Consider the following 25,430-nt stretch of genomic DNA (forward strand, 5'->3'; position numbering starts at 1 on the left):
CCATACCATGCATAACATACAAATATGAGGTGCTTTGAGTTTTGAAATGCCTCCTGCAAGCAAATGCTAAAAAGTTGTAGCCCCTGTTTCAGCAGTACCAACAGCTTCACGCAATGCGGTAAACAACTCCCGACCCGTCCCTACATAATTAGAAGACAGATCTGGCTTTGTCGTTTCTCGTGTGAGTACATTTGGATCTAAGATTTCCAACTCGCCTTTGGCCGCATCCACGCGCACTACATCACCATTTTTCAACTTGGAAATCGGACCACCGTCCAGCGCCTCGGGACTGACGTGAATAGCTGCAGGCACTTTGCCCGATGCTCCGGACATCCGCCCGTCTGTTACTAGAGCAACCTTGAAACCACGCTCTTGAAGTACAGCCAATATTGGTGTGAGATTATGCAACTCCGGCATCCCATTTGCCTTTGGCCCCTGGTACCGCACAACAACAATCACATCCTTATTCAGTTCTCCATTCTGGAACGAATTTTTCACATCGCCTTGATTATGAAATACGCAGATAGGAGCTTCGATTACGTGGCGCTCTGGAACTACAGCGGAGACTTTCATTACAGCAGTGCCTAGATTGCCGGCCAGTCTTTTCAGCCCACCCTTTTCCTGAAACGGGTTCTCAAACCTACGAATTAGCTTGTCATCAATCTCTTGGTCGGCACCACTTACCCAGCGAATATCGTCATTCATTAACTGAGGCTCTTGTGTGTACAGCTCGATCCCGTCTCCAGCGACCGTTTTAACATCGCTGTGCAGCCAGCCTCCACGAAGTAATTCGCCAATAACGACTTTCAATCCGCCAGCAGCGTGGAAATGGTTCACATCTGCCATGCCATTTGGATAGACGCGAGCCAACAGCGGGGTAACCTCGGAAATATCCGCAAAATCATCCCATGTAATAATAATTCCAGCCGATTTAGCCATAGCGATCAGATGGATAAGGAGGTTCGTGGAGCCACCGGTTGCGTTCAGCCCGATGATACCATTCACAATCGCCTGTTCATTCAGAATATGGGCAAATGGAGTAAAATTGTCCCCCATCATCGTTATTTCGAGTGCGCGTTTTGCAGCAGCTTTGGTTATAGCGTCACGCATTCCAGAAGCAGGATTAATGAAACTGGAACCGGGCAATTGCAGGCCCATAAACTCCATCAACATCTGGTTTGAATTGGCCGTTCCATAAAAAGTACAGGTGCCGGAGCTATGATAGGATGCCATCTCCGCCTTGAGCAGATCTTCTCGATCAACTTTACCCTTTGCATACTCTTGACGGATGCTAGCTTTCTCAGAGTTTCCCAAACCAGATGGCATCGGACCTGCCGGTACGAACACAGCAGGTAGATGACCGAACGTAGCAGCCGCTGTAACGAGTCCGGGAACAATCTTGTCACAGACACCTAGATAAACTGAACTATCAAAAACATTATGTGACAAACCAACAGATGCTGACATGGCAATCAGATCTCGCGAAAGAAGCGAGATATCCATTCCATCTTGACCCTGAGTTACACCATCGCACATAGCAGGTACTCCGCCTGCAACTTGCGCGGTCGCATTCATTGAGCGGGCAACATCTCGAATGAGATCGGGGTACCGTTCATAAGGTTGATGCGCAGATACCATATCATTGTAGGCCGTAATGATCCCTAGATTGGGTGTGGCTCCCAGTGCCAGTTTAACCTTGTCTTTTGGGCATGAAGCAGCAAAGGCATGAGAAAGATTGCCGCAAGTCAAGTGAGTTCGGGACGGTCCCTGCGCAATGGCACGGTCTGTCTTTGTATTATATGCGGCTCTGGTTTTGGCACTACGTTCACGGATTCTGTCTGTAACTCTCTTGATGGCGTCTTGAACTGTCATGCCTGTGACCTCGTAATGTATTATTGTTATAGATTGTCCGTCGTCGTATAAAATTGGACAGATATTTTTTGATTAACGAAGTATCTGGCCCGGGAGATCTAAATGTGCAGCGGCCTGTGCGTGATAACGAGCTCTGCGGACGACGCCGCCTCTTCAGCTGCTTACGCACGGAAGCATCTTGCGCCAACTGACGGGTTTCGTTTACTTCATTGGCCTTTATGTTGGTACACAGCCTCTAGGTAATGATGTAGCGGTCATAATCATCAAATACGGTAGAGAGATAGAGTGCGCCGCAGCCAATAATCTTGAACTAGGTGAAATTAGTTTGCCACTGCTGGTTCGGCTTTGTCGTTTTGTCTTTAAACTCGTTTGCCGCTTTGATGACCACATAGGCGGGACTGGTAATCAGACCCTGCGCCTTCAGCTCCTGATAGACGTAAGCCCATGAAACAAAAAATTGTATCGTTAAAGCATACCGCCAACTCGCAGGTAAACTGACCTGACTCCTCCCAGAGCCAGGTCTATGATTTGTGGTCTGAGCTCAACGGGAATACGGTTCCATCCTTTGCTAGGACGCGATATCTGACATGCTCAAAAGGCGTCTAAGACGTACATACGAAATGTGAACTGATTGCATGTATTGCCACCGGACAGTTTGGTCCGATGGCAATTGAAGACGTAATTACCGTGAGTAAATCGTCCACAAATCCTGCCAATCCTGCAGTTTGGAGAAGTCCTGATCTGTTGTCGTGGAGTCAGTTACGTGAAGTTGATCAACATAATTCGCAACACCGGAACCTTCATCGGCTGGCATCGATGTGTTGACGTTTGTAGCGATTTTTCCATCGATCAACTGAGGTTCCATCCCCTCGCCGCGCATCATGAAGTGTACAAACAGTTTTGCCGCGTTGGGACTGTCAGTTCCGCTTGCGATCACAGCGACACGTGGAGTGAGCTGGCCTGCGAACGGCTTCATCCCACCACAAATACCCATTGCATATCCGTATTTTTTACGAAAAATGGACGTACTTAAGAATCCGAAATGAGGATCCTTAAGTCCTGGAGTGCCGATAATCGGGCCAACTTCGCTGTCTTTTCTGGTTACATTTGGCCCGTTTTTCGCAAAACGCTTGACCCATTCATTGGTGGCACTTTGCACATCAGCAGGCAGGTCTTTGCCGAAATGCTCACGATAAGCTTCTCTCATCGCGTCATCATTGTGAGTTTCCAGCTGGTTGAACCAAAACATTGTTTCGTTTCGGAGAAGAGGATCTGGAATACTCACACGCCCGGACCATTCTGGATCAGTAAGCTGCCAGATATTAGAAACGGGGCATTTATCGCCGTATACTTCGGTATTGTAGGCCCAAACCCAAGGATTCAAGCTTGTGATTGCCGGGTTCTGATAGGCCTCAGGGGTTGTATCGGTCAGATCCGGTGGCATCCAGCTTGTACCGACGCCAGTTGGCAAAATCTGCGATGTAATGGAGGGCAAGTTGCTCATGTTAAAAACGTCGTGAGTGACGTTTCCAGCTGCCGCTTCCCGCTTCAGGATCAACTCTTGTTTCTGACCACCGAGCTTCACACCAGTCGCTTTAATCCCATAAAGCTTTGTGAAGTTGGCTGCCATGGTTTTGATCTTGCCGGTGGCATCGACTACGATGATAGGTGGTTCTTTCTTTGCAGCTTCGATCAAAGCTTCCAGGGAGTAGTTGTCATCCGAAATTCCCAATTCGGCTGCACCTACGGATGGCGAAGCTGCTATTGTTGCAACAATAGCCCCGCATAGTATTTGGTTTAAGTTTTTCACGTCATGTTCCTCTTCTGACGGTGATTAATTGGATGAAATTTGTGTGAGGCGATCACCGGCAGCATCGAACGCATGCAAATCGTTCTTGCTTACCGATAGTTGGATGAGCTGTTCAGGTTTTAGGTCGCCAATCTGTGCCTTCAATGCAAACAACCGTGTGCCGGCAATATCCAATTCAATGATCCAGTTACCTCCCGTGGGAACAAGATCTATGATTTGCGCAGAGCATTGTGGGTTGCCATTGGCGGAGCTTGCAGTGCTTGGTAGAATGTCAATTGTTTCAGGGCGAACTCCAATGGAGTGTATTGACTGGTCGCCAAGACAAAGCAGCTCAACGGCTTCGCTCAGCCAGTTTTTGAATATCGAGTTGTCCAGAGAGCCCATCTCGATGATATTGATTGGCAGTGTTCCGACAAACTCCGCCACGAACCTGTTGGCTGGCCGATCATAAATATCTTCCGGAGTGCCTATTTGCTGGAGACGACCTTCATTCATCACGGCAATTTTGGTCGCCAGTGTCATCGCTTCCCACTGGTCGTGCGTCACGAAGACAAATGTTGATCCCAGTTCAGCGTGAATTCGCTTAAGTTCGGTCCGCATGTCCAGACGCAACTTGGCATCCAGATTCGACAAGGGTTCATCCAGCAGAATGACTTTAGGGCTGACTGCTATCATCCGTGCTAGGGCTACACGTTGCTGCTGTCCCCCGGACACCTCAGATGGATACCTCTGCCTATACTTCTCGATACCTAGTTTCTTAACAACGGTATCAATGATTGTTTTGCGCTCGTTTGCGGGAACTTTCTTAATTCGCAAACCAAACTCAATATTTTCCTCAATGGTCATATGAGGCCAGAGCGCGTAGTTCTGAAACACCATTCCAAGCTGCCGCTTTTCAGGGGGAACGAAAATCCCTTCCGCGTTCGCGTCAACAACCTTATCACCGATTGAAATCTCGCCTGATGAGAGATTTTCAAGACCTGCAATCATACGCAAAGTAGTAGATTTACCACACCCAGAAGGTCCAAGAAGGCACAGGAACTCGGAAGCAGGAATCTCAAGGTTTAGATCCGTGACAGCGCGAGTGTTACCTCTGGTGTATATCTTATTGACATTACGAATACTTATGTTGGTCATTTGTTATCCTCCAATGCCACTGCCGAGATTGCTCTTGCCGACTTTTTGTCCGAGCCGGGTGCCGAGAAACGCTATAAGACAGATCATAATTGCCACGGCATTTGCCGCTTGGGTGTATCCAAAATCGACGAGTCGAACCGCATAGGTTGTGAGGAGATCAGTTCCGGGAACAGCCAGAAGGATGACAAGGCTTAAGCCCTTGATCCCTGAAATAAACGGCAAAAGTATCCCTGCAACGAGTGCGCCTCGATGGATGGGCAACACGATCGAGGTCGCACGCCGCCACCAGCCTGCACCTGCTATTTGTGCCGCTTCTTCTGGGTCTTTGCCCATTTGCATCATTGCCGCGATACCTGCGCGTGAGGCAAACGGCATTTGGCTTGCCAGTAGCGCAATGACGAGAATGTAGCCGGTGCCATAGAGCGACGGAATAGGACCACGCGGAACCGCAAACATGGAAAGGTATGCGGCGGCAAATGCAACTCCAGGCACAAGGTAGGGCAAGAACGTCACTTGCTTCAAGAATGCGCCCATCAACTGGAAAGGAGATCGGGCAACTATGTAGCCGACTATCAATCCCAGAACACCTGCGCCGATTGAGGCCGTTCCAACCATCCATACGGTATTCCAAGCGGCAACCCAGAATTCGCGCGTCAGCAACAACCCTTGAGGCATGGCAGTGGTTATGAGGTCCTGGCCGATCCAGTAATCAAGTGTGAAGTTGTCCCAAGTGAATACTCCAGGCATGTGCATTATGGTGGTAAGGAATAAGGCACCCAAAGGTATGATTGCACTCATCAAGACGAAGGTTGTAGCAAACCCAAATGCAGGGACGTGCCATTTCCCTAGCTCAGAGATTCTGTGCAGAGATCCTTTCGACCCGATTGTGACAAACCGCTGTGCCGCTTTGAGCAATTTCATATCGATCAGTACGGACGTTGCCCCCAAAACGACAATCGCGCCGGCAAGCACAGCAGACATTCCGTCCTGTCCAGTCGATATCGCCCGCAACAATGATGTTGCCAAGAGATCAAATTTAACCGGAGCACCAATGATGTAGGTGACGCCAACATCACCTAAGCATTTAGCAAAAACCAGTGTTGATGCAGAAATAATAGAAGGGCGGAGAAGTGGAAAAACAATCTTCCGGGCAACCAGCATTGGGCTGGCTCCAAGTGTCCGTGCGGCTTCTTCCAATTGGCTGTCGAATTGCTTCAGTGCGTTACCAACAAGCAAGATTACAAATGGCACGTAGTGAAATGCCAAAATTACTGTGATCGGAACGAAGCCATATGCGAGCCAGTCTGGAGGGGTAATGCCCAAACTTTCCAGCCAGCCAGAAGGTCCGCCTAATTTGCGGTTCCTAAAGATTACCATCCAAGCCAGCGCGAATGTCCAGGACGGGACCATATATGGAACGATCAAGGCCGTAGAAAACCAATTTCGGAACAGCAGGTCAGTTCTACTCACCAGCCAGCCGAGTAACCCACCCACCAGAAGCGTAGTAATGATAACGGACACTGACACCAATGCAGTGTTTATGAGCGGATTCCAGAAAATATAGGTCGATATCGGCGAGGACAATGCGCGGCGCAAGTAATAAAACGTTAATTCACCAGTGGAGTCATTTGCACGGGCTTGGTCAGCAAAATCTACCGTAATTGCATCCCAAAGCATAAGTATTACGGGTGCCAGAATTAGGTAAATTGCAAGAATGGAAAGTATTATTCCCAGCGCGACAATTGGGTTCCCTGCCCAAGATCTTGATTTGTACCAAATTTTTCTCAAGCGGAGAGCTGGACCACGTAGTGTTGGAGGAGCTTCAGGATTGACCACGTCTTATTTATCCTTCGAATTGAAACGTGCTTCATCGTTCAGCGCCTAAGCGCTGTAGCAATTTGACAGGTAGTGAGTTGTGCTAGGGGTCGTTGTGTGAGGGTTAGTTTTGCATAGCTTTACCGCTTTCAATGACCCTGCGTACGGTCAGCCAATCCACATCGTATTGAACCGGCAAAAATCGATTGTCGCCTCGGAATTCCTTGATCATTCGTGGTGGAAACTCGAACTCAAAGAAGCAGCTTTGTAATTGCTCAACCAGAGTTGAGTCCAAATTGTGTGCGTAGGCAAACGAAGAGGTTGGGAACAATGGGCTCGAATATAGGATTCTGAAATCTGACTTGTTGATTCGACCCCGCTCTGCCATGCGGTCAAATACATCAGACGCGACAACTGCCATGTCATAGTCACCATTGATCAATCCAAGGATTGATTGGCCGTGTCCGCCAGTCATGATCGGATCGTAATCCGTATTAGGTTCCAGCCCTTCATTTGGAAAAAAATGCAGAGCTGCATAATGCCCGGAATTTGATTGATAGGATGTATGGGCGACCTTCCGTCCCACAAGTTCTGTCAGTGAAGAGAAGGTACTTGAGCTACTAACAATGGCGATAGAATTGTACCGTCGAATACCTTCTAGTGTTCCTTTTGCTGCAAACGGATGAGCACCAGCTTGTTGGACCGCCTTAACAGTTGCACCCGTGCTAAACCCTGCGAAATGTAGCCGCCCTCTTCGAAAAGCATCAATTTGTGCTTGGGCGGATTGAACAGGGTAATAGACTATCTGACGCTGTGTACATTCCTCCAAATAACGTGTGAAGGGGCGAAACAGCTCAGCATAGATATTGGGCTCCTCGATTGGTGTGTAAGCCCAAACCAAGGTATCCGGATTGCGTAGCGAAGAGCGCTCCTCCGGCGGGTCTGCAAGCAAATCGCAATTGCTGTCCGTGTACTCTGAATTCAGTCCAGACGGTGCCGGACAATCGGATGCATTTGCAATGCACACGGTTAGAAGCATCGCCGTGAAACACCCGCACAATAGATTGCGCACTACACTGATTGGCGCTATCCTATTGATTGTATAAGCTTGCATCTCTTAGCTCCGCACCGGGATAGGTGATCTGATAAAAATAATGCACAGAAACCCTGTCAGAGTCCTGTCGGCTTAGGAGCGAATACATGAAAGTGCTGGTGATTGAAGACTGCGATGATGTCGCATTCGCTATCAAGGAACGCCTCAAATCTCGTGGCAACATGGTCGACCATTGCGCGAACGGAAACGATGGATACGAGCTCGCCAGGGTTGGTGACTACGACTGTGTGCTCCTCGATATAAACCTTCCCGGTGCCGACGGGTTTAGCATCATGTCCAAGTTGCGTGCAGAGAATATTGACACGCCCATTTTGGTGTTAACCGCCAGAGGCGAGCTGCACGACAAGATTGACATGCTTGACATGGGGGCTGACGACTACATGGTCAAACCCTTTTCTCTCGATGAAGTTGAAGCTCGCCTTCGAGCAATATTCCGCCGACAAACAGGCCAGGTAAATTCCATTTTGCAGGTCGGTAATCTGCAAATGGATCAGTCTGGTCGAATGGTCTTGCTAGATGGGGATTTGCTTGACCTTGGTAGGCGAGAGATGCAGCTTCTGGAATATCTGATGCAGAACAAGGGGCGAACTCTGAACAAGGAGTCTCTGGTTTCCAAATTATTTGGATTTGATGAGGCGGGCTCGCTAAATGCGGTGGAGCTTTTGGTTTCGCGGCTTCGCAAAAAACTTACCAATGCTCAGGTCCAGATAGTGACACAGCGTGGCGTTGGGTATCAGCTCATTGAATTGGTTGAATACGGCGCATAGATGAGACGCAATTCCATCAAGTTCAGATTATTTCTTTATAGTAGTGTTGTTCTCTCCGTGTTGTCAGTGCTTTCCGGAATTGTAGTATGGCAGGTCACGGCGAGAGCCGCGGATGAGGCCTACGACGGAGTACTGGGTGCCGCGGCGCTCTCAATCTCCGAAACAATTAGTATTGGCGACAATTCTGTCAGCGTTGATCTTCCCTACGCATCTTTTGCAATCCTCGGAACTTCTGGGAAAAATAGAATTTTCTATAGGATTGTAGATCCTTCCGGCAAACTTGTTACAGGAAACCCCGTCCTAGGAATCGAAAAAAAACTTCTCGCTGAAGACCAAATCGTTTTTTTTGACAGTATCTACCGCGACAACAAAATCCGCGTTTCACAAGTTGCCCAATACCACCAAGGAGGTGGAGGCGGCGGCTGGTTTAACGTATTTGTTGGCGAGACTCGGGAAACTCGTGATCAGCTTTCGCGAAGGCTGGCTGGCTTTGTGCTCTTTCCCACTATGTTGGCAATTGTTCTTGCTGTGTTGTTACTTGTATTGGCAATTCGATCTTCTTTCCAGCCGTTGCGACGCATTGAAAAAATGCTTAAAAAACGGAGCCCAGCTGATCTGTCGCCGATTAGCCCTGGAGTTCCCACAGAAGTTGAAGCACTCGTGGACACCATAAATGGGTTCATGGATCGATTGAATGGCACGTTAGAAGGGTTGCGACGGGTAAGCGCAGATGCTGCGCATCAGTTGAGAACTCCACTTGCGGCAATACGCGCAGTCTCTGAACTCGCGCTGGACGCAAGCCCAAATCAGCCATTTGATGATTACATTCGAAGGATTCACAGCAATGCGGTGACAGCGACTGAGTTGGTCAATCAGCTGATGACCGAGGCACGCTTGCTTCATTCATTGGAAACGGGCGCCAATGAACCTGTCGATTTGTTACACACCACAAATAGAGTGCTGAGCCGAATTCGAACTGAGTGCTGGAAGGCTCATGAACTGCCGCACATCTCTGTTCGCAGTGATAGGCTGGCTAATGAAACGTTCAATTTTAATCCGGTCATAATAAATGAGGTGCTTAAAAACATTGTCGACAATGCCATCAAGCACGGCAAGGGGCCAATTACTGTGATTTTAAGCGACCGAGCGGATCAAGTCATCATTCAGGTTTGCGATCGCGGCCCTGGAATTCCGGTGGAAATTCGAGGCAGGGTTTTTGAAAGATTTGTCAAAAATCCCGATGAAAAGCACGGGTCCGGACTAGGTCTTGCAATCGTCCACCAGGTTATCCAATCCTGTGGTGGTGAGATCCGGTTGAACGAAAGGAAATCGGGAGGGCTTGAGGTCGAACTACGGTTACCGAGATGGCCGGTTGTGAGGACAAATCATGGAGCGTAAGAGTCTGAGCTGGCCTTTTTTATTGGTCATATTACTGTCATTTGTGTCGTCAGTTAAAGCACAGCAAAGCTTCGATAACGTCGACATTGTTGGGACTGCTCCCCTGTCTCTCGTGCAACCGTTGATCGATCGGATCAATCAAAACGCGAATGGGTTTAGTGTTGATTATACTCAGTGGCGCGAAAGCGATATTCTAGCAACTTTAGAAACCTCTTTTCTGGGAAACCAAGCCATTGATATTGCATTGCTGCCAACACCTGACTTGGGTGTTCGGCTAGCAAATGAGGGCAGCCTCGCGCGATTGGCCGTTCTTCCAGAGGAACCCGACAGAAGTCATTGGCGTCAGGAAGTATTCAGTATTCTTTATGACCCTGCGGTTTTGGTTGTGCGAACCGAAGCGTTTGGTGCGCAGAAATTACCAGTAAACCGAAGAGAGCTTGTTGTTTTTTTGAACGCAAGCACCAATGAAATGAGAAAGAGAGTTGGACTGGTAAATATCGGCATTGATTCCCAGAGTTATGGGTTTGCGGCGCAAGATCAATTGCGATCACTGTTATTTTGGCAGGTCATGCGAGCATTTGGCAATCTGAATGCGCGCATATTTGAAACAACAGGTGAATTGGTTGAGGCATTGCAGTCAGGCGAGATTGATTTGGCATACAATGTCCCCCTCTCGCAACTGACCCGCATAGACCTTGATGGACTTGGGGTTGTTACCATGGATGATTACACAGTCGCGATACCATGGGTTGTTGTATCTCCACCGGGAGTTCATAGATTATACGTTGAAAATACTATTCGTTTGCTTCGTGAAAGTAGCGCCCAGTTTTTCCCTTCGACCTTAATAAGCGAGCTAACTAAAGCTGATACAACTGAGTTGAATTTTCAGCGCGTCAAACTGGGTCCTGAACTGCTTGTGTTTCTCGACCCCATTAAAAAAACAGATATACTCGAAAATTGGTTTCAAGCGGTTATCGGCCAATAGGAGCGTTGTTGCACAATTTAGCTTGCAACTTTCCCATTTGTTAGCATGGGCCGATTGCGCGTCTTTACAATGAGGGAAACACTAATTCTCGCGACCGGAAATTCTATTGATCTAAAACCAAGTAGGCCAAAGTCATGATGACGGGCCAACATGCCACTCCTGCGCTTTTGGCGCTCTAGAGCCTCCCATATAGGGCAACGAGTTCTACTTGGCTGTTCACTTGGGTTTTCTCGTAGACCACCTTCAAACGCTGGCGAATGCTGGTTGGTTTCAAACTCATAATCTCCGCAATCATGGCAGGCGTATTCCCTGATGCCAGAAGATCAACCGTGGAAATTTCACTTTCCGACAAGCCGAAAAGAGCGTGTAGTTTTTTCTGTTTGATAGCGCTTGTATCGCTACATTCCGTGCGAATTGCACAGACTTTGAACGGCATGAAGAAGTGTCTCAAAATCAGTGGGATTTGGATAATTAAGATATTGATATGCCGGTCTTCATCTCGAAACTGATAGGCGTTGCTCAAAGACAGGTTGGCGTCACTGGAGCAAACCTGCATGAGCTCTTCATGTAGAGCTTGATTCATCTCACGAGGAAGAAGATCAGACAAACGGCAGTGTTTTGTTATTTGCCCATTGCTGTCGATGTTGGAGCATTGCTCTCCGTTGGCATCAAAGATGAAAACTTGTGAATCGGTCCCTTTGAAAAACTGGCTAAACTCGGTAATCCGCTGAAAAGCGATTTCCTCTGCCTTCATGATCGCCTGTTCGAAAAGCGGACGCACCTGCTCAATCAACCCCTTCTCGGCATCTGATATCATCGGGTGATCGTTTGCAAAATGCAGCATCAGCCCCCAATACCCGTTGGGCGTCAGAAGTCGAATGGCGATGAGCACACCAAAACCGTGGCGAAACAGGAAATCTTTGTAGAAAGGATTTTCTGCCTTTATCTCACGACTTGCAAAGACATTGTCGTCAGTGGCATAGCCTTTTTCAATCATCAGTTGAGTGACAAATTCCCGGGGTCCTTCAGGTGCCATCCCCCTTCAATGTACTCTTGTACAGTCCGGCCTAGTCGAGTTGAGCATGACATCCATACTCCTCTGAAAGTGGGATTTGTGGGAACAAGGATAGCACCGGTTGCACCGAATACCACAACGACAGCGTTACAAACTTGCTCCCAGTGTTGTGCATCGTGTGTTGCTAAATCGAGCAATCGTTTCAGGTCATCAATCTTGCGCTGCATGCCCGTGTCACTTCCACTTTTAGGCGTTTCATCGCGATCCTTCAAAAGCAATAAACTGTCAATAATGCCCAAGCTCAAACGTAAAAATTGGGTTCCTTCAGGACACAATTTCTTGGGAAAGCAGAAATGAAGCAAAGCAAGAGAAAAACTCGGCACTGCCTACCATATGGTACTTGGAGGAGAGTTATTTCGCAAATACTAACTAAAATTAGTAATTTTGCAATTGATACGCAAAGTCAACTCTATTGTAGTGAGTCCCTCTGGCGTTGACTTATTGCCTTGTTTGAAAAGAGTATTTACGGTGAAATTAGCGCTGAAATTTCTGTATCTCATGCCCGTGTTGACCATACTTGCGGCAGTTAGTCTCCCATTTTTTGCATCGGCAATAGCTCAACCTCAGACAGTTGAATTCAGGCAAGTCATTGGTATTGCGGATGGCGACAGCCTGAATATCCGGTCCGGGCCGGGGCGGAATTACCAAGACTTTGGTGATCTAAAGAATGGCGCCATTGTAAAAATTTATGGCTTTGATGCTTCCGGCCGTTGGGCCAAGCTGCGGGTGCGTGGCCAAGATGCATATGTTTCAGCCAAATACCTTGCGCACGTTCAAGAGAACTCTCATCCAGCCCCCCAGCCGAATGGTATCAGTCTCGGCGCTCATTTGGTTACGGGTATTGCCAGGGATGATCCCGACGGTGGCTTGAATGTACGTCGCAAGCCAAATCGCGCCAGTCGCATCAAAGCAACTTTGCCACTAAATACACCTGTAACCGTAAGTGATATCAGTGCTGATCGTAAATGGTCCTTTATCCGCAGCGCCAATGGTAAGGGCTGGGTGCGTAACAAATATCTGGTCAAAGCTCTGCCACGCAATGGCCAAAGCCCGGAACTACAGCCAGTCGAATTTGACAGGGACCCGCAGGGTTGGTCACTGCCATCAATCTATTCTGTTACTGGTGTTTCAGGTGGCGACAAATTATGGGTGCGTAACAAGCCCAGCCACAAGTCTGCCTCAGTCTCCAACCGCGCGCCCAATGACGCGATTGCTGTCCTTGCTTGGCTCAACAATGGCTGGGCGAAGGTCTCGGTGGGGCAAAATATCGGTTATGTGAATGGCCGGTTTCTAAAACGCGGCGGCGGCCAACATACTGTGAATGGGTTTCCTCTCGGGTTGACCTGTGCTGGCACGGAACCGTTCTGGGCATTCAATTTCAATGCAGATAAGACAATCACCTTCAAACGGGCAGACCGCCCCAATCCACGTTTGGCTGGCCTACAAATGACGGCCCCATCAACCGAAACCAACAGCTACCCTTACAGCTTCAGGGCGGGGCGTTTTTCTGGTGCTCTTGATCAGGAAGTATGTTCCGACGGCATGTCAGATATCAGCTACGGCTGGAGCCTGAGATTGATCCGCACCCAACCGAATGGAACCACAGCGAACATGTATGGCTGCTGCCGTCTGCCTTAGACAAGTCACTGCAATTTTTGTGTCGGTCTTGAGATCTTCAGCAAAGCTCGACTGGGTTCTGCGGTAAACAGGCGAGTTGCTAGAAATCCAACCTTTCTTGCCAATTCCGCAGCTTCAATTGAACGAATAAAAGGACAAAATCATGTGCTTCTTCAAACTTTCACTTCGAGCGATGGTCATTACTTCCACACTCTTTGTTGCCCTGCCAAACGGTGCAATGGCAGAGAATACCAGTAAAGCCAACTCTCAGGAAGATTGGTGCGGCCCATGCAAAATGATTGAAGGCTCTGCCGAGGCAAGCAGTGAGTTGCTTATTCGCAAGCGGAAAGCCAAAAAAATTATAATCCTGCCTGATCCGAGAATGAAGTCTCATAGTGCGATCCAAGCTATTGGGAATGCCCGCACCAATGTCAGAGATGCGCACGACAAGTAAACCGAGTTTCCGCAGGTATTTCGGCCTTTTTATTCTATGCAAAACTTGGGTTATTTTCCGACAGGATTTTCGGGCACATCCAATTTGATGACCTGCCAAAACCCTCTCCAGATTTTGGGGCACTCACTATGCGATTTATAATTCTCCTGTTCGTTCTATTGCTGCCATGGCAATCTGCATCGGCACAAAATTTGCTCGTCAATGGCGGGTTTGAGAATGCTCTGGCGCCGTATTATGGCGACAACCTGAATGCAGACCTCTCGCCATGGATGGTCAACCCGGCGGCAAGCGTTCCTAACGCAAGCCTACCGTCACTGGTCAGAGTTAATTCCGGGGTGAATTCATTCCAGCGGGTAGCCCCTGCCAGTTATTACAATCAAAACATTGGTGTTTACAGAGACTTCTCATGGCTTCCACCTATGGATGCCGACCAGCAGCCTGCGCAGGATGGGCGCTATTTGAGAGGCCATGTTTCCGGCTCAAGCGGCATGAGTGTTGGGCAATATTTTTTTGCGCCAACCAATGGCTGTGTCCGTCTTGGATATAAGGCATGGGTATTTGCCAGAGCGCAGGTGCCAACATTCTTGCGGCTTCACAGGATGGAACCGAACGCTCAACTCGACCCGGACCACTTTCTTGCCCGGACGCAGCAAGTTGTTTTGCAGGAGCAGAGCATTATTGGTGCTCCAGTAATCCGGCAATGGGTTCCTGTGGAGGCCTTTGCTCAGATTGAAGCGGGTCAGCGCTATCTCTTTGTCATGGCCTTCTACAATTCAGTGGTAGTTGATAATGCCAGTGTTGAATATGTGAGTGACAGCCATTGCGCGCCGATCTCAGTAACTGGCACCATAAGCCACACAGACAGTTCAGGGAGCGCTGCAAACGCAGACGGCTCAGTTAATTCCGGTAGTAACACCGGTAATAATTCTGGCGGTAACAATGGTGGAGGGACGCCTTCAACAAGCCAATCCAATTCCACCTCTAATGAAACCGCCAGTTCAAATAGTGGGCAGACCGGCAACCCATCGCCTTTGTCCGATAGCGTTGATACCTCAGCTGCGCAGGATGCTAACAATCCGGGCACAGCAACACCAAACGGCGCAAATGATCCAGCATCGCCTCAAGGGAGGGCGCAAAGCTTTAACCCAAGCCAGGTCGATCTGGTTAAAAGCTGTACGCCGCCGGCTCCGGGGCAGTTTAATGGCGTGAATGGCATGATCTGGAATTGCCAGATTACAGTCGATATTACCAATGCCAGCAATGGGCAGCCGTTCCCCGGCTTATTGCATGCCACAGACACGCCACAAGCCTCTGCTGGTAGCAACGTGCAGATTATGAGCCTGTCCTCTGCTTCCGGGCATTATTCTTGTTCCAATAATCCAACCTGCGTGATTGGCGGTCCTTATTTTGATGCCAGCGGCAGTGAGACCATCAATGTCCAACTCTTCCTGACCACAACTGGGTCTCAACCCACCAACACGGTTCAAAACTGTATAAACGGTGCCTATTACCTGAATGGGGCCGGGACTTATATTCCCGGCAATTGCATCACTGCCCAGTGGGATAGTAGCTCCGTGAGTAGCGGTGGTGCCGGATCTGGCACAGGCAATTCGGATGCAAGTCTGGATATTTCTAAAACCTGTGATCCTATGGTTAGCCTTGGCAATGGCAGCTATTCATTGACCTGCCAACTCTCCGTCACGGGTGCAAATTTGCCAATGGGCGAGACCATCGTTCTGGCGGATCTGTTTGGTGGTCAGACCGGCTCTACTATGGGTTTACTGCCATTCCTCACCAGTTTCACATCAGTGGAGCCGTGGATTTGTGGCACTCTTTCGCAAAATGTTCAGGGCTGTACGCTGGACCCCGCAGATCTAGCTGCCGCCGGTGGAACCTCCACACTTTCCACCACCACGGTTTTCCAAAATCCGGAAAATCAGGAGCAAGCCTTCAATTGTTTGCAAGTTGATACGCAAGCCGGTTTCCCACCGCCTACCGGTAAGAGTGCGCGCCCTGCATTGCCGCGCTCCATCACCGGTCAGATAACGGGCGGTAACAAATCAGCGCAATCTCAGTTTGGCGATACCTGTGTGCTTGTGGACTTCCCCAAGGATGACGACAAACCTGCGGTGGTGGTGAAACTGGAAAAGAAATGCCAGCAGTTGCCGCGTTTGGGTGCCTACATCAACGTCCTGTGTGAGTTTGATGTGGTGCTGTCCAGTTCGGTTACTGGCACGATTACGGTTGCAGATATGTTCTCGCAGCTTTCCGGCGCTCCGGTGGTTTACGGGTCGCAAATCGGCAGCAATGATCCGCAATGGACGTGCAACTTGCCGCTCTATATGCCGCAAAATCCAATGGCCTGTTCAATCTCCGGTGCTGATATGGCCAGCCTTGGCAACATCTCCAGCATCTGGGCGCAGTTCTCGTTTCCAGCCAATGGTTACAATACTGGGCGCTTTGAAAATTGTGGTTCCATCACATTGGGTGACACTCCGTTGGGCAATTCCAACTGTGTGCCTCTCGGCAACGGTACGGATACAGGTGGGACTTCGGGTGGCCCGATCTTGCAGGATGGCGGATCATTGTCCGTCGGTGATCTGCCCAATATAAGTCTCCCCGGCACCGGGACTCCGGGTGGTGCCACTCCCGGTGTGCCTGACATCGCCGTTGGTGGTGTCTCTGTGCCAAACCTGCCAAATTTGCCAAACCCGGCCCCGACTGGCCCGGTTGTGGTTGATGGCGGTTCTCTCTCAGCAGACCTCAACCCCATTGTTATCACGCCCATTCCAGCGGGAAGCACCTCCAATTGTGGGCTCGATACGCTGTTCCTAGTCGACACATCCGGGTCCATGGCGCTGCACAACCGGATGAATGAGGTTAAAGCCGCCCTTCATGCGGCCTATGCCTCTTTTGAAGGTGGAGGCTCATCCGCTGCCTTGGTCAAATTCAGCTACGGTGCTCAAAATGTAATCGTACCAGCGCAAACTATTCCATCCCCAAGCCTGACCAATGCAACAAACCTGCTTGCAGCCTCAGGTGGAACCAATTGGGAAGCGCCACTGGCGCGGGCGGCTGGTCTTGTCCAAAACATGACCCGAAAACCACTGGTGTTGTTTATCACCGATGGTGAACCCAACCAGATGTTAGCTGGGAATACCACGCACAGCACACCAGCAATCTCGTCAGATGGCATTAGTGCCGCAATCCCGCGCCTCGCTGCGATCCGAAGCCTGGGTAGCCGCGTAATTGGCATCGGCATTGGCCCCAATATTCCAGCTGCAAATATGGTCAGTTTGTTTGGAAGCAACATGGTCACCGCCGGGCCAAACACCGCGGTGGATCCTTTCACCAATGATGTGATCATGATCCCGCAGGCCCAACTCTCCGCAGATGTCTTTACCCAGATTGCACAGGCCTATTGTCCGGCTCGCGGCAAATCCGGTTCGGCTAATCTTTCAAACGCCAGAAAAGCCCTGCAACACATCCCTGTATCCACCAGTGGCTATACCGGAGATGATGAGCCTTATGTAAAGAGCGCGACACAACCAGATTTGATCCCGACACCAACACTACCGATCCAAGTTCCGCTGCCTTCAAAACCTCAGGGAGAAGCTCTGCCAAGGCCTGCCAAGCTAAAGGTCAGCAAAGCCGCCCTTGGAGCCTGCAAGGTTGATAGAGGCAGACAATCCTATAAATGTCGGTTCCGCCTCTCGGTAAAGAATACTGGCAAAACCCGCTACAAAGGCCCGGTTTCTCTTCGCGATCAATTCGATTATCCACGCCCGACACGCTTGTCTTTGGGCGCTCGTAACGGCTGGTCCTGCTTGGGCGTCAACCGCGGGAGCACCAGTTGTCTCAACTCTGGTGTAAATTTAGCTCCCGGACAACACAGCCAATTCGAATTGGTTGTCACCGTTCCCGGTCTTGCAAGAGGTGGGCACTTCCGTAACTGTGCAGTGTTGGATATGCCCAAAGGACGCAACCAACGGGTTGCTATGATCCAGAAGATTATGAACAGCCGCGGCCTTAAGGCAGGCCCTGTGGACGGCAAAGCCGGCAAGGCTACCTATCGTGCCTTGTCCAAGCTCAAAGTGCAGCTTGGTCTTCCTCGTACTAAGGATATTGACAGGGTTCTCTTTACCGCTCTCGGGCTTGCAGATAGATCAAAACAGAGTTGCGCTCGGGTTAAATTACCTCAGATGCCATTGCCAGTCCTGAAATGTGACCGGACTTCGACTCTCCAAAAAGGTGGAAATTGTGCTTGTCGTTATGATCGTATGGTCCAGACAAGCGCCACACAATGTGTCTGTAAAGGCGGTGCAAATCTAGTGGCGGGCAAGGGCTGCATCAAACCACCAGTCGTGCAAAAACCCGAACTGCAATGCCACGCGCCAACAGCCTATAAAAAAGGTGGTAAATGCTACTGCAAATACAAATCCATGAAGAAGCAGAATAGAGCCAGTTGCGTCTGCAAAAAGGGCCGGAGTTTTGTACCCGGCAAAGGCTGCATAAAGAAAGAAGCCACACCAAGACCTTTGCCGACTGCACCAAAATGCGACCCACGCACTACTCGTGCACGAGGCAAGACATGCGTATGCATCGATAAAAAAGCCTTCAAGGTTTCCCCTCGGAAATGCGCCTGTGGTGACAATGCGCAAATGCTCGCTGGTCGCTGCGTTCCCTTTAGAGCCCGTCCAACACCAACCAAACCAAATACAACCAAGCCCCACCCAGCCAAGCCGATCAAAGTGATACCTAACTTAAATTTACTACTAGAAATTATTCCGGGTAAGGCAGTGATTGGCATAAAAGAATAAAAGGAACCGAGGCGGTGTCCCTATATCTTTGAGGCAAGTACTGGAGGCGAACAAACTCGCATCATGTCATCGTCGATCGAGCTTGTCAGCCTCCGGTACTTATCGCAGATCATTGTTCCTGCTGTTTGGCTCAATCACCGCTTTTCTCTCAGCTTGCTGAAGCGTGACATTGTGGGCCCCAATGAAACCGCTCCCCGATGGGGATCAAAACTATAACGACTGAGTTAGGCCGTTGTCCTCAGCTATGTGTAAATTTGTTTATTACTGGCCTTCCGATTGTCCTGGAACGTTGCGGCGATGGCACCCAGTGTTTCTTTCATCCTCAGATCGGAGAGTGCAAGACAATCGATGCGCGATCAAACAAACGGATCGCAATATCGCGTACTGAGCAACAAGGCAAAAAACTCACCACCTGTATAGGTTCGCCCTTACGATGCTCAAAATCCAAAGAGGCAAATCAGTAGAAATGCTTTGACCCCCCAATTTACCATTTCGTCCAAATGCGAGATATCATCCTTGGCGGGATCAAGTTCGACACAGCTAGCCTATATAAGCAGGGCTGAACTTGATCCCTCATTGGTGAAAGATCTCATTGGAGATCACAATGCCACGCTCCAGCAGGCTGAGAGGAATGTCATGATAGAACCATAACATGGGCGATGATCTGCGATTAGAACCGGCGACGTTTGTACTTGATCGACGGTGAAGTCATACGAGTTTCTTGCCACTAGGAGTTACTTCAAAAACATGGTGGCGTCGCGATCCCCTACATCAAGCTGATCGTCAGGTACAATAAACAGACGTACAACAGATCCTTAATAAGACCTCCAAGTGTAGGAGTTCGTTACATAGAAGCACGGTAGTTTCGCAATCCGTGTTCCGTTATGCACTACGGACACCATTTAAGAACGTGGTAACTATTTTTGCTTGTTCCTCAGCACGTTTTCCAAGTTGGTTACAGGCTTCATGCACCTGTTGTGCTGAACCGTTGGTTTCCTCTGCTGAGGTTGTTATTTTGCCCATAGTTTCTGCAACACCTTGTGTACCGATGGCAGCTTGCTGAACATTCCCACTTATCTCGTTGGTCGCAGCACCTTGCTGTTCCATGGCAGCCGCAATTGTCTGAGAGAACTGATTGACCTCATTTATCGTATCAGAAATTTCCGAAATTGCAGTCACAGCTTCTTTTGAAGAGCCCTGAATACTCAGAATTTGCTGTGAAATCTCTTCTGTCGCTTTAGAGGTCTGACTTGCCAGCTCTTTCACCTCTGAAGCAACAACTGCAAATCCTTTGCCGGATTCTCCCGCTCTGGCGGCCTCAATCGTGGCGTTCAACGCAAGTAGATTGGTTTGTTCAGCTATGTCCCTGATGAGGGTTACAACATCACCAATACGTTGTGCAGCTGTGTCAAGATTTGACACCTTGTCATTTGTTGCAACGGCGGCATCAGAGGCGTTGGATATAGCCTGACTTGTCTTGCTGACTTGCTTGCTAATTTCTTCAATGGAGGCTGAAAGCTCTTCCGATGCTGATGCCACGGTCTGAACGTTCGTTGAGGCTTCTTCAGCTGCGGCTGCCGCTGATGTCGTCTGCGTTGATGAGAGCTCAGCAATCTTAGTAAGTGCATCGGCTGTTGAATTCAGGACCTGAAAATTTTCTCCGAACGCAGAATGAATTGTATTCATGCTATCAGAGAAATCCGAGATCAGGCGATTGATATTCCGCTCTCGTTCCCCCCGCTTGGTTTGCTCCTGCTCAGCCTGTGCCTGAAGAGTTTGGCGTTCTATGACAGCCTCAACAAACACTTCAAGTGCTTTGGCCATACTGCCAATTTCATCATTACGGTCCGTATAATGGACCTCATCCTCAACATTGCCATCTACTAGGAGGTTCATACGTTGTGTTAGTTGTACAACCGGTTTTGCAATTGATGCACCAACAAACCAGAACAGTACTCCCCCCAGGATCAAACCAATAGCTGCAACCAAAAGCGCCATATTCCGGCTTTCATTGGCTGCTTTAAACAGTTCGCTTTCTTGTACTGCTACAAAGGAAAACCAAGTTTGTTCTACACCAGCTAATTTAAAGTCACTAAAGCCCTCGTAGAGTCCGTTCTCCTCAGGAGGATGAACAACGAACGAGTTATCAAGTGAACGGATTGTTGCTAAATCGCCATCCGAGACGGTTTTGCCAAGCATTTTTTTGTTAGGATGCGTAACCCATTTCCCTGATCCGCCGATAATCCCGACAAAACCTGTGTCAAAAACTTTTCTTTGTGAGACAACGGCCTGCAGGCCCTCAAGAAGAAGGTCAACCCCGACAACACCGATGCTCTTCCCGTTCTGGTCGAAAATAGGCGTGACAATGAATGTGGTCAGTATTTCCTGCCCATTGGCCTCTACGATTTGCGGGTCACCCACTAAGCCTTGCCTATTTTGCATTGGGGTGCCGTACCAAGTGTCATCAATACGGGCTGCCCGCCACCCAACCGAACTTCCTTCTCGAAAGAAGAAGGGTGCAAATCGGCCAGTATCAGAGCTGAACTTCTCGCCCTTATGCTCCTCATCACGACCAACGATATTGGGCTCCAAAGCTAAGGTGATCCCGGCAAACTTTGAATTTTCTCTGAGTTGTTTTTGAAGAAAGAAAGCAATGTTCGCGCGCTTGGCGTCTCCTGTTTCAATGTTAGCGCCAATAAAGCTCGCCATCGTTTGTGTGGCAGCTTGTACTGTCGCAATGATTTCCCCGGCCTTTTTAGCATTTACAGCTGCATCAAGCTTTAGAATGTCGCGCACACTTTGTTCGGTAGCATTTTGCTGCATCAGAGCGCCAGTTAAAACGATTGCCGTGGAACCGGTTACGAAAATTAGGACTGCATACAAAAAAATTCTGAATTTTAGTTTCATAGTAATTTCCACATAGATTCATTAGGTTAATTGTAATTGTAAATTAAAATAAGCAGCACCTCATGCAATGTAATACGTATTGTAATAAGTAATTATATACTTGTTTACTTTACTCTACGGCAATTTAGCGAAATACATAAAGCAACAATATGAATACATATCATAATTCATGCATTTGCATTAGGTGTGATAATTTTACAACTTAAATATACTTAATTTTTATAATTGTAATAATCGTACATTTATTTGCATACTAATTTAAAGTAAAAACAACAGGATTATTTCATTGCGTCAACCGGGTACTTCGGGGCTGAATGCTTGAACATTACTTATATGTCTATTTTTTATGAAATTGCACATAGGGCAACGTATCTACAAAGTTTATAACACTATTTGCTGGGCTACCCCCTATTTAGTGGAGAAGCATTGTTTCAATTTCCCTTACCCGTCTTTGGAGAGCTGGCTCAGGCTTTTCGGGCCGGTTGTATAAGTGGATTTAGCTTCTGAACCTGACATGATGCCGAGAACAGGAGACCACTATGAGCAGACGTCCTCACTGGTCCCATAGCCCGGCTTTTAAGTAACCGTCCGCTCAAGACCGCCTTACTTGATTGCGTTTGATTGAGTATTTTCTTCTTCAGTTTTTGCTGAGGAGGCAAGTCATTGTTGGATGGATCGAAGCCACGGCGGTCGTGGACACGGGTAGAAAAGGCGGCAATCACCGCGCAAGTTGGGGTTGATGGAGCAACGCTGTTCGATGTTGCGCAGAGCCATGATGTCAGCCGGTGCTTGCTGAAGCGATGGATGGCTAAGTACGGCAACAGCAACACAAGTGAAAACACGAAGGCTCCCCTTTTTGTGCCTGTTGTTGTTACTGATCCAGAACCGTCAGGACCCGCCGTTATTGAGGTTGGGCTCGGGAATGGTCGGAGCCTGCGACTTTCCAGTGACTTAAGTGATGCGCAGGTTCGCCGGTTTATTGCGCTGGTGGAAGCGACATGATCGGACCGGGAACAGGTGTGCGGGTTTATCTTGCGTGCGGTGTGACGGATATGCGCAAGGGCATTGCCGGTTTGACCGCTTTGGCGGAGACGGAATTACGCCAGCGCCCTGCAAGTGGCGCCGTGTTTGCTTTTCGCGGACGGCGCGGGGACCGGATCAAGTTGCTTTACTGGGATGGTCAGGGGTTCTGCCTTTACTACAAGGTGCTGGGTGCGCCTCGAACCTGGTTTCGACCGGGGCGCTTATGTTTGGAATTCTAGTGAAAGGAGGGGTTTCCTTTAACAGACCGTCCTTTACTGCGAAAGGGCGAGAGCCGAAGCGGCGGTGATTTGTCGTGAACTGGCAAGGTGACGTAGCCCGTGGGATAAAGAGATGTGCGACGAAGCCATTAAGTCAAGACCCATCTTCAGGCTGAGTATTGGAAGGTTGAGGAACACGAACCGGCTAAACCGTATCTGAGGGGCTGAATTGTAGCCTCCGCCTACATGGCTTAACAGGCGGAACATCGGTCGCGCCATGGATTTCATGACCGGAAGCGCGCAAACCGACAGCGTACTCCAGAAACGCTTTCGAGGGTGTCGTCAACTTATGCAGTTTGTTGGCGATGGCCGATGCCGACTTGCGGGACGCAAGGGAAAAGACTACGGCCGGCAGCCTAACCAATACGCTTTAAGTCCAACATAGGAACGAGGGAAGGCGTGTGCCGAATGAGGTTGGTATATTTAATACTCGCAAGGGAGTTCACCCCGATGACGGCCACGCTGGCGGAGTTCCCGTAGTAGTCCGAGATAGGGAAAGCCTGTCACATGGCGAAGGGGAACAGTTCAAGCTGCTTAGGGCTGCACATTAACTGACCACAACGAGGTGAAGACCTTTGATAATCAGCGACATGCAACACAAGCTTGCGAAATGGGCGCAGGACGAGCGAACCAGAAGATTTGATCGCCTCTTACGCTTAATTGCCGATCGGACTTGGCTGACTGAGGCTGCCCGGGTTGCCTTGGCGTCGAGCGGCGCAAAGACCCCGGGCGTAGATGGCGTGGACCGAGATCGTTTCCGACAAAATGAGGAGGAACTCCTTGCGACGTTGGGGCGATCTCTGCTGGATGGGACCTATGCGCCCGCTCCAACACGACGCGTCTACATCCCGAAAGGGAACGGAAAGCTGAGACCGTTGGGAATACCGACACTGACGGATCGCATAGTACAGCGCGCCATGCTGATGGTGATGGAGCCGATTTGGGAAAGCGACTTCAGTCCTTACTCATATGGTTTCAGGCCACAGCGTAGCGTGCACCACGCGATCCGGGCCGTTTTGATGCAGACAACGGATGGCAGGAACACAAAGGGTCGCTGGGTGATCGAAGGTGATCTAGCAAGCTACTTTGATACTGTCCATCACCGCAAGCTGCTCTCGTGTGTGCGCAAGCGCATCCGGGACAAACGGTTTATCGCACTGCTCTGGAGGCTTTTGAAGGCAGGTCACATCGATAAAGGCCTCTTCTGCGCCGCCAGCAAGGGCGTTCCTCAAGGCGGGGTTCTTTCTCCGCTTCTGTCCAACATTATGCTCAATGAGTTTGATCGTTGGATGGATGAGAAATTCCTTGGAAAAGCAGCGCGCAACAAACGTCGTGGTTGGAATGAGAGCGTCAGAAAAGCCAGCCCTGTGGCGGTTCGTGAGAACCGCTGTCGCAGACCGGCAGTGTCCTATTGCCGTTATGCCGATGACTTTGTTGTCATCGTCAAAGGCACGAAGGCACAGGCGCTCGCGGTACGCGAGGAATGCCGAGCATTCCTGGAAGGCGATCTGGCATTGACGTTAAACATGGAGAAAACCCATGTCACTCATGTTAATGATGGGTTTGTCTTTCTCGGTCACCGGATCATTCGCAAACGCGGTCCCCGTGGCGTGATGCGGCCAGTAACGACCATTCCCCGAGAGAAAACCAGCGGTTTCAAACATCGACTGGTTAAGGCTCTTAGCGGCGACCACAATACGCCCCATACCGACATGATTAAGCGGCTAAACCGCCAACTCATGGGTTGGGCAAACTTCTATCAGTTCACCGATTACACATCCAAGGTCTTCCAGCACGTCGATACCGTCGTGTTCTGGAAAATGGCACATTGGCTGGGGCGCAAGTATCGCTCGCGCATCTCTCGTCTGATGCGAAAGTGGTTCGCGCGGCCGTATGGCTTAAAAGCCAAGACATGGATGGTGCACTCGATGACGAAAGAAGGAGTACGCGTTTCAAGCATCTTGTACCGGCTAACCAATCATCAGCGCGGGCAATTCCGCTGGAAGACACCACGTTCAAATCCTTATCTTCGGGAAAAGAACGAGGCTCCTTTCTACGAAACGCACTATCGTGGTCTCGTGCTGGCTTTCTAGCCAAGCTTGAATGGAGAGCCGTATGCGGTGAAAGCCGCACGTACGGTTCGGAGGGGAGAAACGTCAGCTGTGGCTGACGTCTCTTACCCTACAAACAGGCCGGTTCCCGTGGCCTTCGCCAGTCGATGGCTCAGCCCGACTTACTTCAGCACAGCTGGCCATGCTGTGGGAAGGGATGGACTGGAGACGCCCAAGCTGGGGAGCTCCGCCCGCTCGAATGGGGTGAATATCTTTGGTTTTGAATAGGACATTGCTTTGAGATTGG

Annotated in this window: 17 protein-coding genes and 1 pseudogene; 10 read left to right on the plus strand and 8 right to left on the minus strand. The window is 49.5% G+C overall.

Annotated elements, in window-relative coordinates; genetic code table 11:
* Positions 1-66 precede the first annotated feature (66 nt).
* From edd to phnD, 6 genes and pseudogenes are all read right to left on the minus strand, one after another.
* Complete coding sequence (edd, locus tag BLS62_RS15335) at positions 67-1,872, minus strand: phosphogluconate dehydratase (protein WP_093182429.1); 1,806 nt, start codon at positions 1,870-1,872, stop codon at positions 67-69.
* A 169-nt stretch (positions 1,873-2,041) separates the two neighbouring features.
* Positions 2,042-2,430: pseudogene (locus tag BLS62_RS32225) on the minus strand (DDE-type integrase/transposase/recombinase); the annotation flags it as partial.
* A gap of 124 nt (positions 2,431-2,554) precedes the next feature.
* Positions 2,555-3,682, minus strand: a complete 1,128-nt coding sequence (locus BLS62_RS15345; protein ID WP_093182435.1) for an ABC transporter substrate-binding protein — start codon at positions 3,680-3,682, stop codon at positions 2,555-2,557.
* Positions 3,683-3,706: 24 nt separating this feature from the next.
* Entirely contained in the window at positions 3,707-4,819 is a 1,113-nt protein-coding gene (locus BLS62_RS15350) for an ABC transporter ATP-binding protein (RefSeq protein WP_093182438.1), read from the minus strand.
* 3 nt (positions 4,820-4,822) lie between these two features.
* Positions 4,823-6,655: an ABC transporter permease gene (locus BLS62_RS15355; RefSeq protein ID WP_200798522.1), complete on the minus strand. Its 1,833-nt coding sequence runs from the start codon at positions 6,653-6,655 to the stop codon at positions 4,823-4,825.
* Between the two features lie 103 nt (positions 6,656-6,758).
* On the minus strand, positions 6,759-7,748 hold the full coding sequence (gene phnD, locus BLS62_RS15360; protein ID WP_200798523.1) for a phosphate/phosphite/phosphonate ABC transporter substrate-binding protein: 990 nt from the start codon (positions 7,746-7,748) through the stop codon (positions 6,759-6,761).
* An 86-nt stretch (positions 7,749-7,834) separates the two neighbouring features.
* On the opposite strand from phnD, the gene BLS62_RS15365 reads away from it, so the two are divergent.
* Genes BLS62_RS15365 through BLS62_RS15375 form a run of 3 tightly spaced genes read left to right on the plus strand, consistent with a single transcriptional unit; the run spans position 7,835 to position 10,898 of the window.
* Positions 7,835-8,515 (plus strand): response regulator transcription factor, encoded by a 681-nt coding sequence (locus BLS62_RS15365; protein WP_093182444.1) that lies wholly within the window; start codon positions 7,835-7,837, stop codon positions 8,513-8,515.
* Positions 8,516-9,913, plus strand: coding sequence for a sensor histidine kinase (locus tag BLS62_RS15370; protein WP_093182447.1), 1,398 nt, complete (start codon positions 8,516-8,518; stop codon positions 9,911-9,913). It begins immediately after the preceding gene.
* Complete coding sequence (locus tag BLS62_RS15375; protein WP_093182450.1) at positions 9,903-10,898, plus strand: periplasmic substrate-binding domain-containing protein; 996 nt, start codon at positions 9,903-9,905, stop codon at positions 10,896-10,898. The genes BLS62_RS15370 and BLS62_RS15375 overlap by 11 nt, the downstream gene beginning before the upstream one ends.
* Positions 10,899-11,073: 175 nt before the next feature.
* On the opposite strand, the gene BLS62_RS15380 is transcribed toward BLS62_RS15375, so the two are convergent.
* On the minus strand, positions 11,074-11,895 hold the full coding sequence (locus tag BLS62_RS15380; RefSeq protein WP_159436544.1) for a helix-turn-helix transcriptional regulator: 822 nt from the start codon (positions 11,893-11,895) through the stop codon (positions 11,074-11,076).
* Between the two features lie 546 nt (positions 11,896-12,441).
* Here BLS62_RS15380 and BLS62_RS15385 point away from each other — a divergent pair.
* The 3 genes from BLS62_RS15385 (at position 12,442) to BLS62_RS15395 (ending at position 18,864) form a co-directional block, all read left to right on the plus strand.
* Positions 12,442-13,611 carry an SH3 domain-containing protein gene (locus BLS62_RS15385; RefSeq protein ID WP_093182456.1) on the plus strand — a complete coding sequence of 390 codons (1,170 nt, stop codon included), beginning with the start codon at positions 12,442-12,444 and terminating at the stop codon, positions 13,609-13,611.
* A gap of 142 nt (positions 13,612-13,753) precedes the next feature.
* Positions 13,754-14,044 carry a hypothetical protein gene (locus BLS62_RS15390; protein WP_093182460.1) on the plus strand — a complete coding sequence of 97 codons (291 nt, stop codon included), beginning with the start codon at positions 13,754-13,756 and terminating at the stop codon, positions 14,042-14,044.
* Between the two features lie 128 nt (positions 14,045-14,172).
* Entirely contained in the window at positions 14,173-18,864 is a 4,692-nt protein-coding gene (locus BLS62_RS15395; RefSeq protein ID WP_093182463.1) for a VWA domain-containing protein, read from the plus strand.
* A gap of 882 nt (positions 18,865-19,746) precedes the next feature.
* On the opposite strand, the gene BLS62_RS15400 is transcribed toward BLS62_RS15395, so the two are convergent.
* Entirely contained in the window at positions 19,747-21,771 is a 2,025-nt protein-coding gene (locus tag BLS62_RS15400; RefSeq protein ID WP_093182466.1) for a methyl-accepting chemotaxis protein, read from the minus strand.
* A 663-nt stretch (positions 21,772-22,434) separates the two neighbouring features.
* Between BLS62_RS15400 and BLS62_RS15405 the strand changes: the two genes are divergently transcribed.
* From BLS62_RS15405 to tnpB (BLS62_RS32835), 4 genes are all read left to right on the plus strand, one after another.
* Positions 22,435-22,773: a transposase gene (locus BLS62_RS15405; protein ID WP_093176400.1), complete on the plus strand. Its 339-nt coding sequence runs from the start codon at positions 22,435-22,437 to the stop codon at positions 22,771-22,773.
* Entirely contained in the window at positions 22,770-23,033 is a 264-nt protein-coding gene (gene tnpB, locus BLS62_RS15410) for an IS66 family insertion sequence element accessory protein TnpB (RefSeq protein WP_093176403.1), read from the plus strand. Before BLS62_RS15405 ends, tnpB (BLS62_RS15410) begins: the two co-directional genes overlap by 4 nt.
* A 614-nt stretch (positions 23,034-23,647) precedes the next feature.
* Entirely contained in the window at positions 23,648-25,165 is a 1,518-nt protein-coding gene (gene ltrA, locus BLS62_RS15415) for a group II intron reverse transcriptase/maturase (RefSeq protein ID WP_348271852.1), read from the plus strand.
* 67 nt (positions 25,166-25,232) lie between these two features.
* Complete coding sequence (tnpB, locus tag BLS62_RS32835; RefSeq protein ID WP_143521488.1) at positions 25,233-25,391, plus strand: IS66 family insertion sequence element accessory protein TnpB; 159 nt, start codon at positions 25,233-25,235, stop codon at positions 25,389-25,391.
* Positions 25,392-25,430: the final 39 nt, after the last annotated feature.

It is taken from the genome of Pseudovibrio sp. Tun.PSC04-5.I4 (assembly GCF_900104145.1).
GTDB lineage: Bacteria > Pseudomonadota > Alphaproteobacteria > Rhizobiales > Stappiaceae > Pseudovibrio.

Excerpts from the sequence above, each read along its gene's own strand:
- edd (WP_093182429.1), bottom strand. The coding sequence starts at position 1,872 with ATGACAGTTCAAGACGCCATCAAGAGAGTTACAGACAGAATCCGTGAA.
- BLS62_RS15350 (WP_093182438.1), bottom strand. The coding sequence starts at position 4,819 with ATGACCAACATAAGTATTCGTAATGTCAATAAGATATACACCAGAGGT.
- phnD (WP_200798523.1), bottom strand. The coding sequence starts at position 7,748 with ATGCAAGCTTATACAATCAATAGGATAGCGCCAATCAGTGTAGTGCGC.
- BLS62_RS15365 (WP_093182444.1), top strand. The coding sequence starts at position 7,835 with ATGAAAGTGCTGGTGATTGAAGACTGCGATGATGTCGCATTCGCTATC.
- BLS62_RS15370 (WP_093182447.1), top strand. The coding sequence starts at position 8,516 with ATGAGACGCAATTCCATCAAGTTCAGATTATTTCTTTATAGTAGTGTT.
- BLS62_RS15375 (WP_093182450.1), top strand. The coding sequence starts at position 9,903 with ATGGAGCGTAAGAGTCTGAGCTGGCCTTTTTTATTGGTCATATTACTG.
- BLS62_RS15380 (WP_159436544.1), bottom strand. The coding sequence starts at position 11,895 with ATGATTGAAAAAGGCTATGCCACTGACGACAATGTCTTTGCAAGTCGT.
- BLS62_RS15390 (WP_093182460.1), top strand. The coding sequence starts at position 13,754 with ATGTGCTTCTTCAAACTTTCACTTCGAGCGATGGTCATTACTTCCACA.
- BLS62_RS15395 (WP_093182463.1), top strand. The coding sequence starts at position 14,173 with ATGCGATTTATAATTCTCCTGTTCGTTCTATTGCTGCCATGGCAATCT.
- BLS62_RS15400 (WP_093182466.1), bottom strand. The coding sequence starts at position 21,771 with ATGAAACTAAAATTCAGAATTTTTTTGTATGCAGTCCTAATTTTCGTA.
- tnpB (WP_093176403.1), top strand. The coding sequence starts at position 22,770 with ATGATCGGACCGGGAACAGGTGTGCGGGTTTATCTTGCGTGCGGTGTG.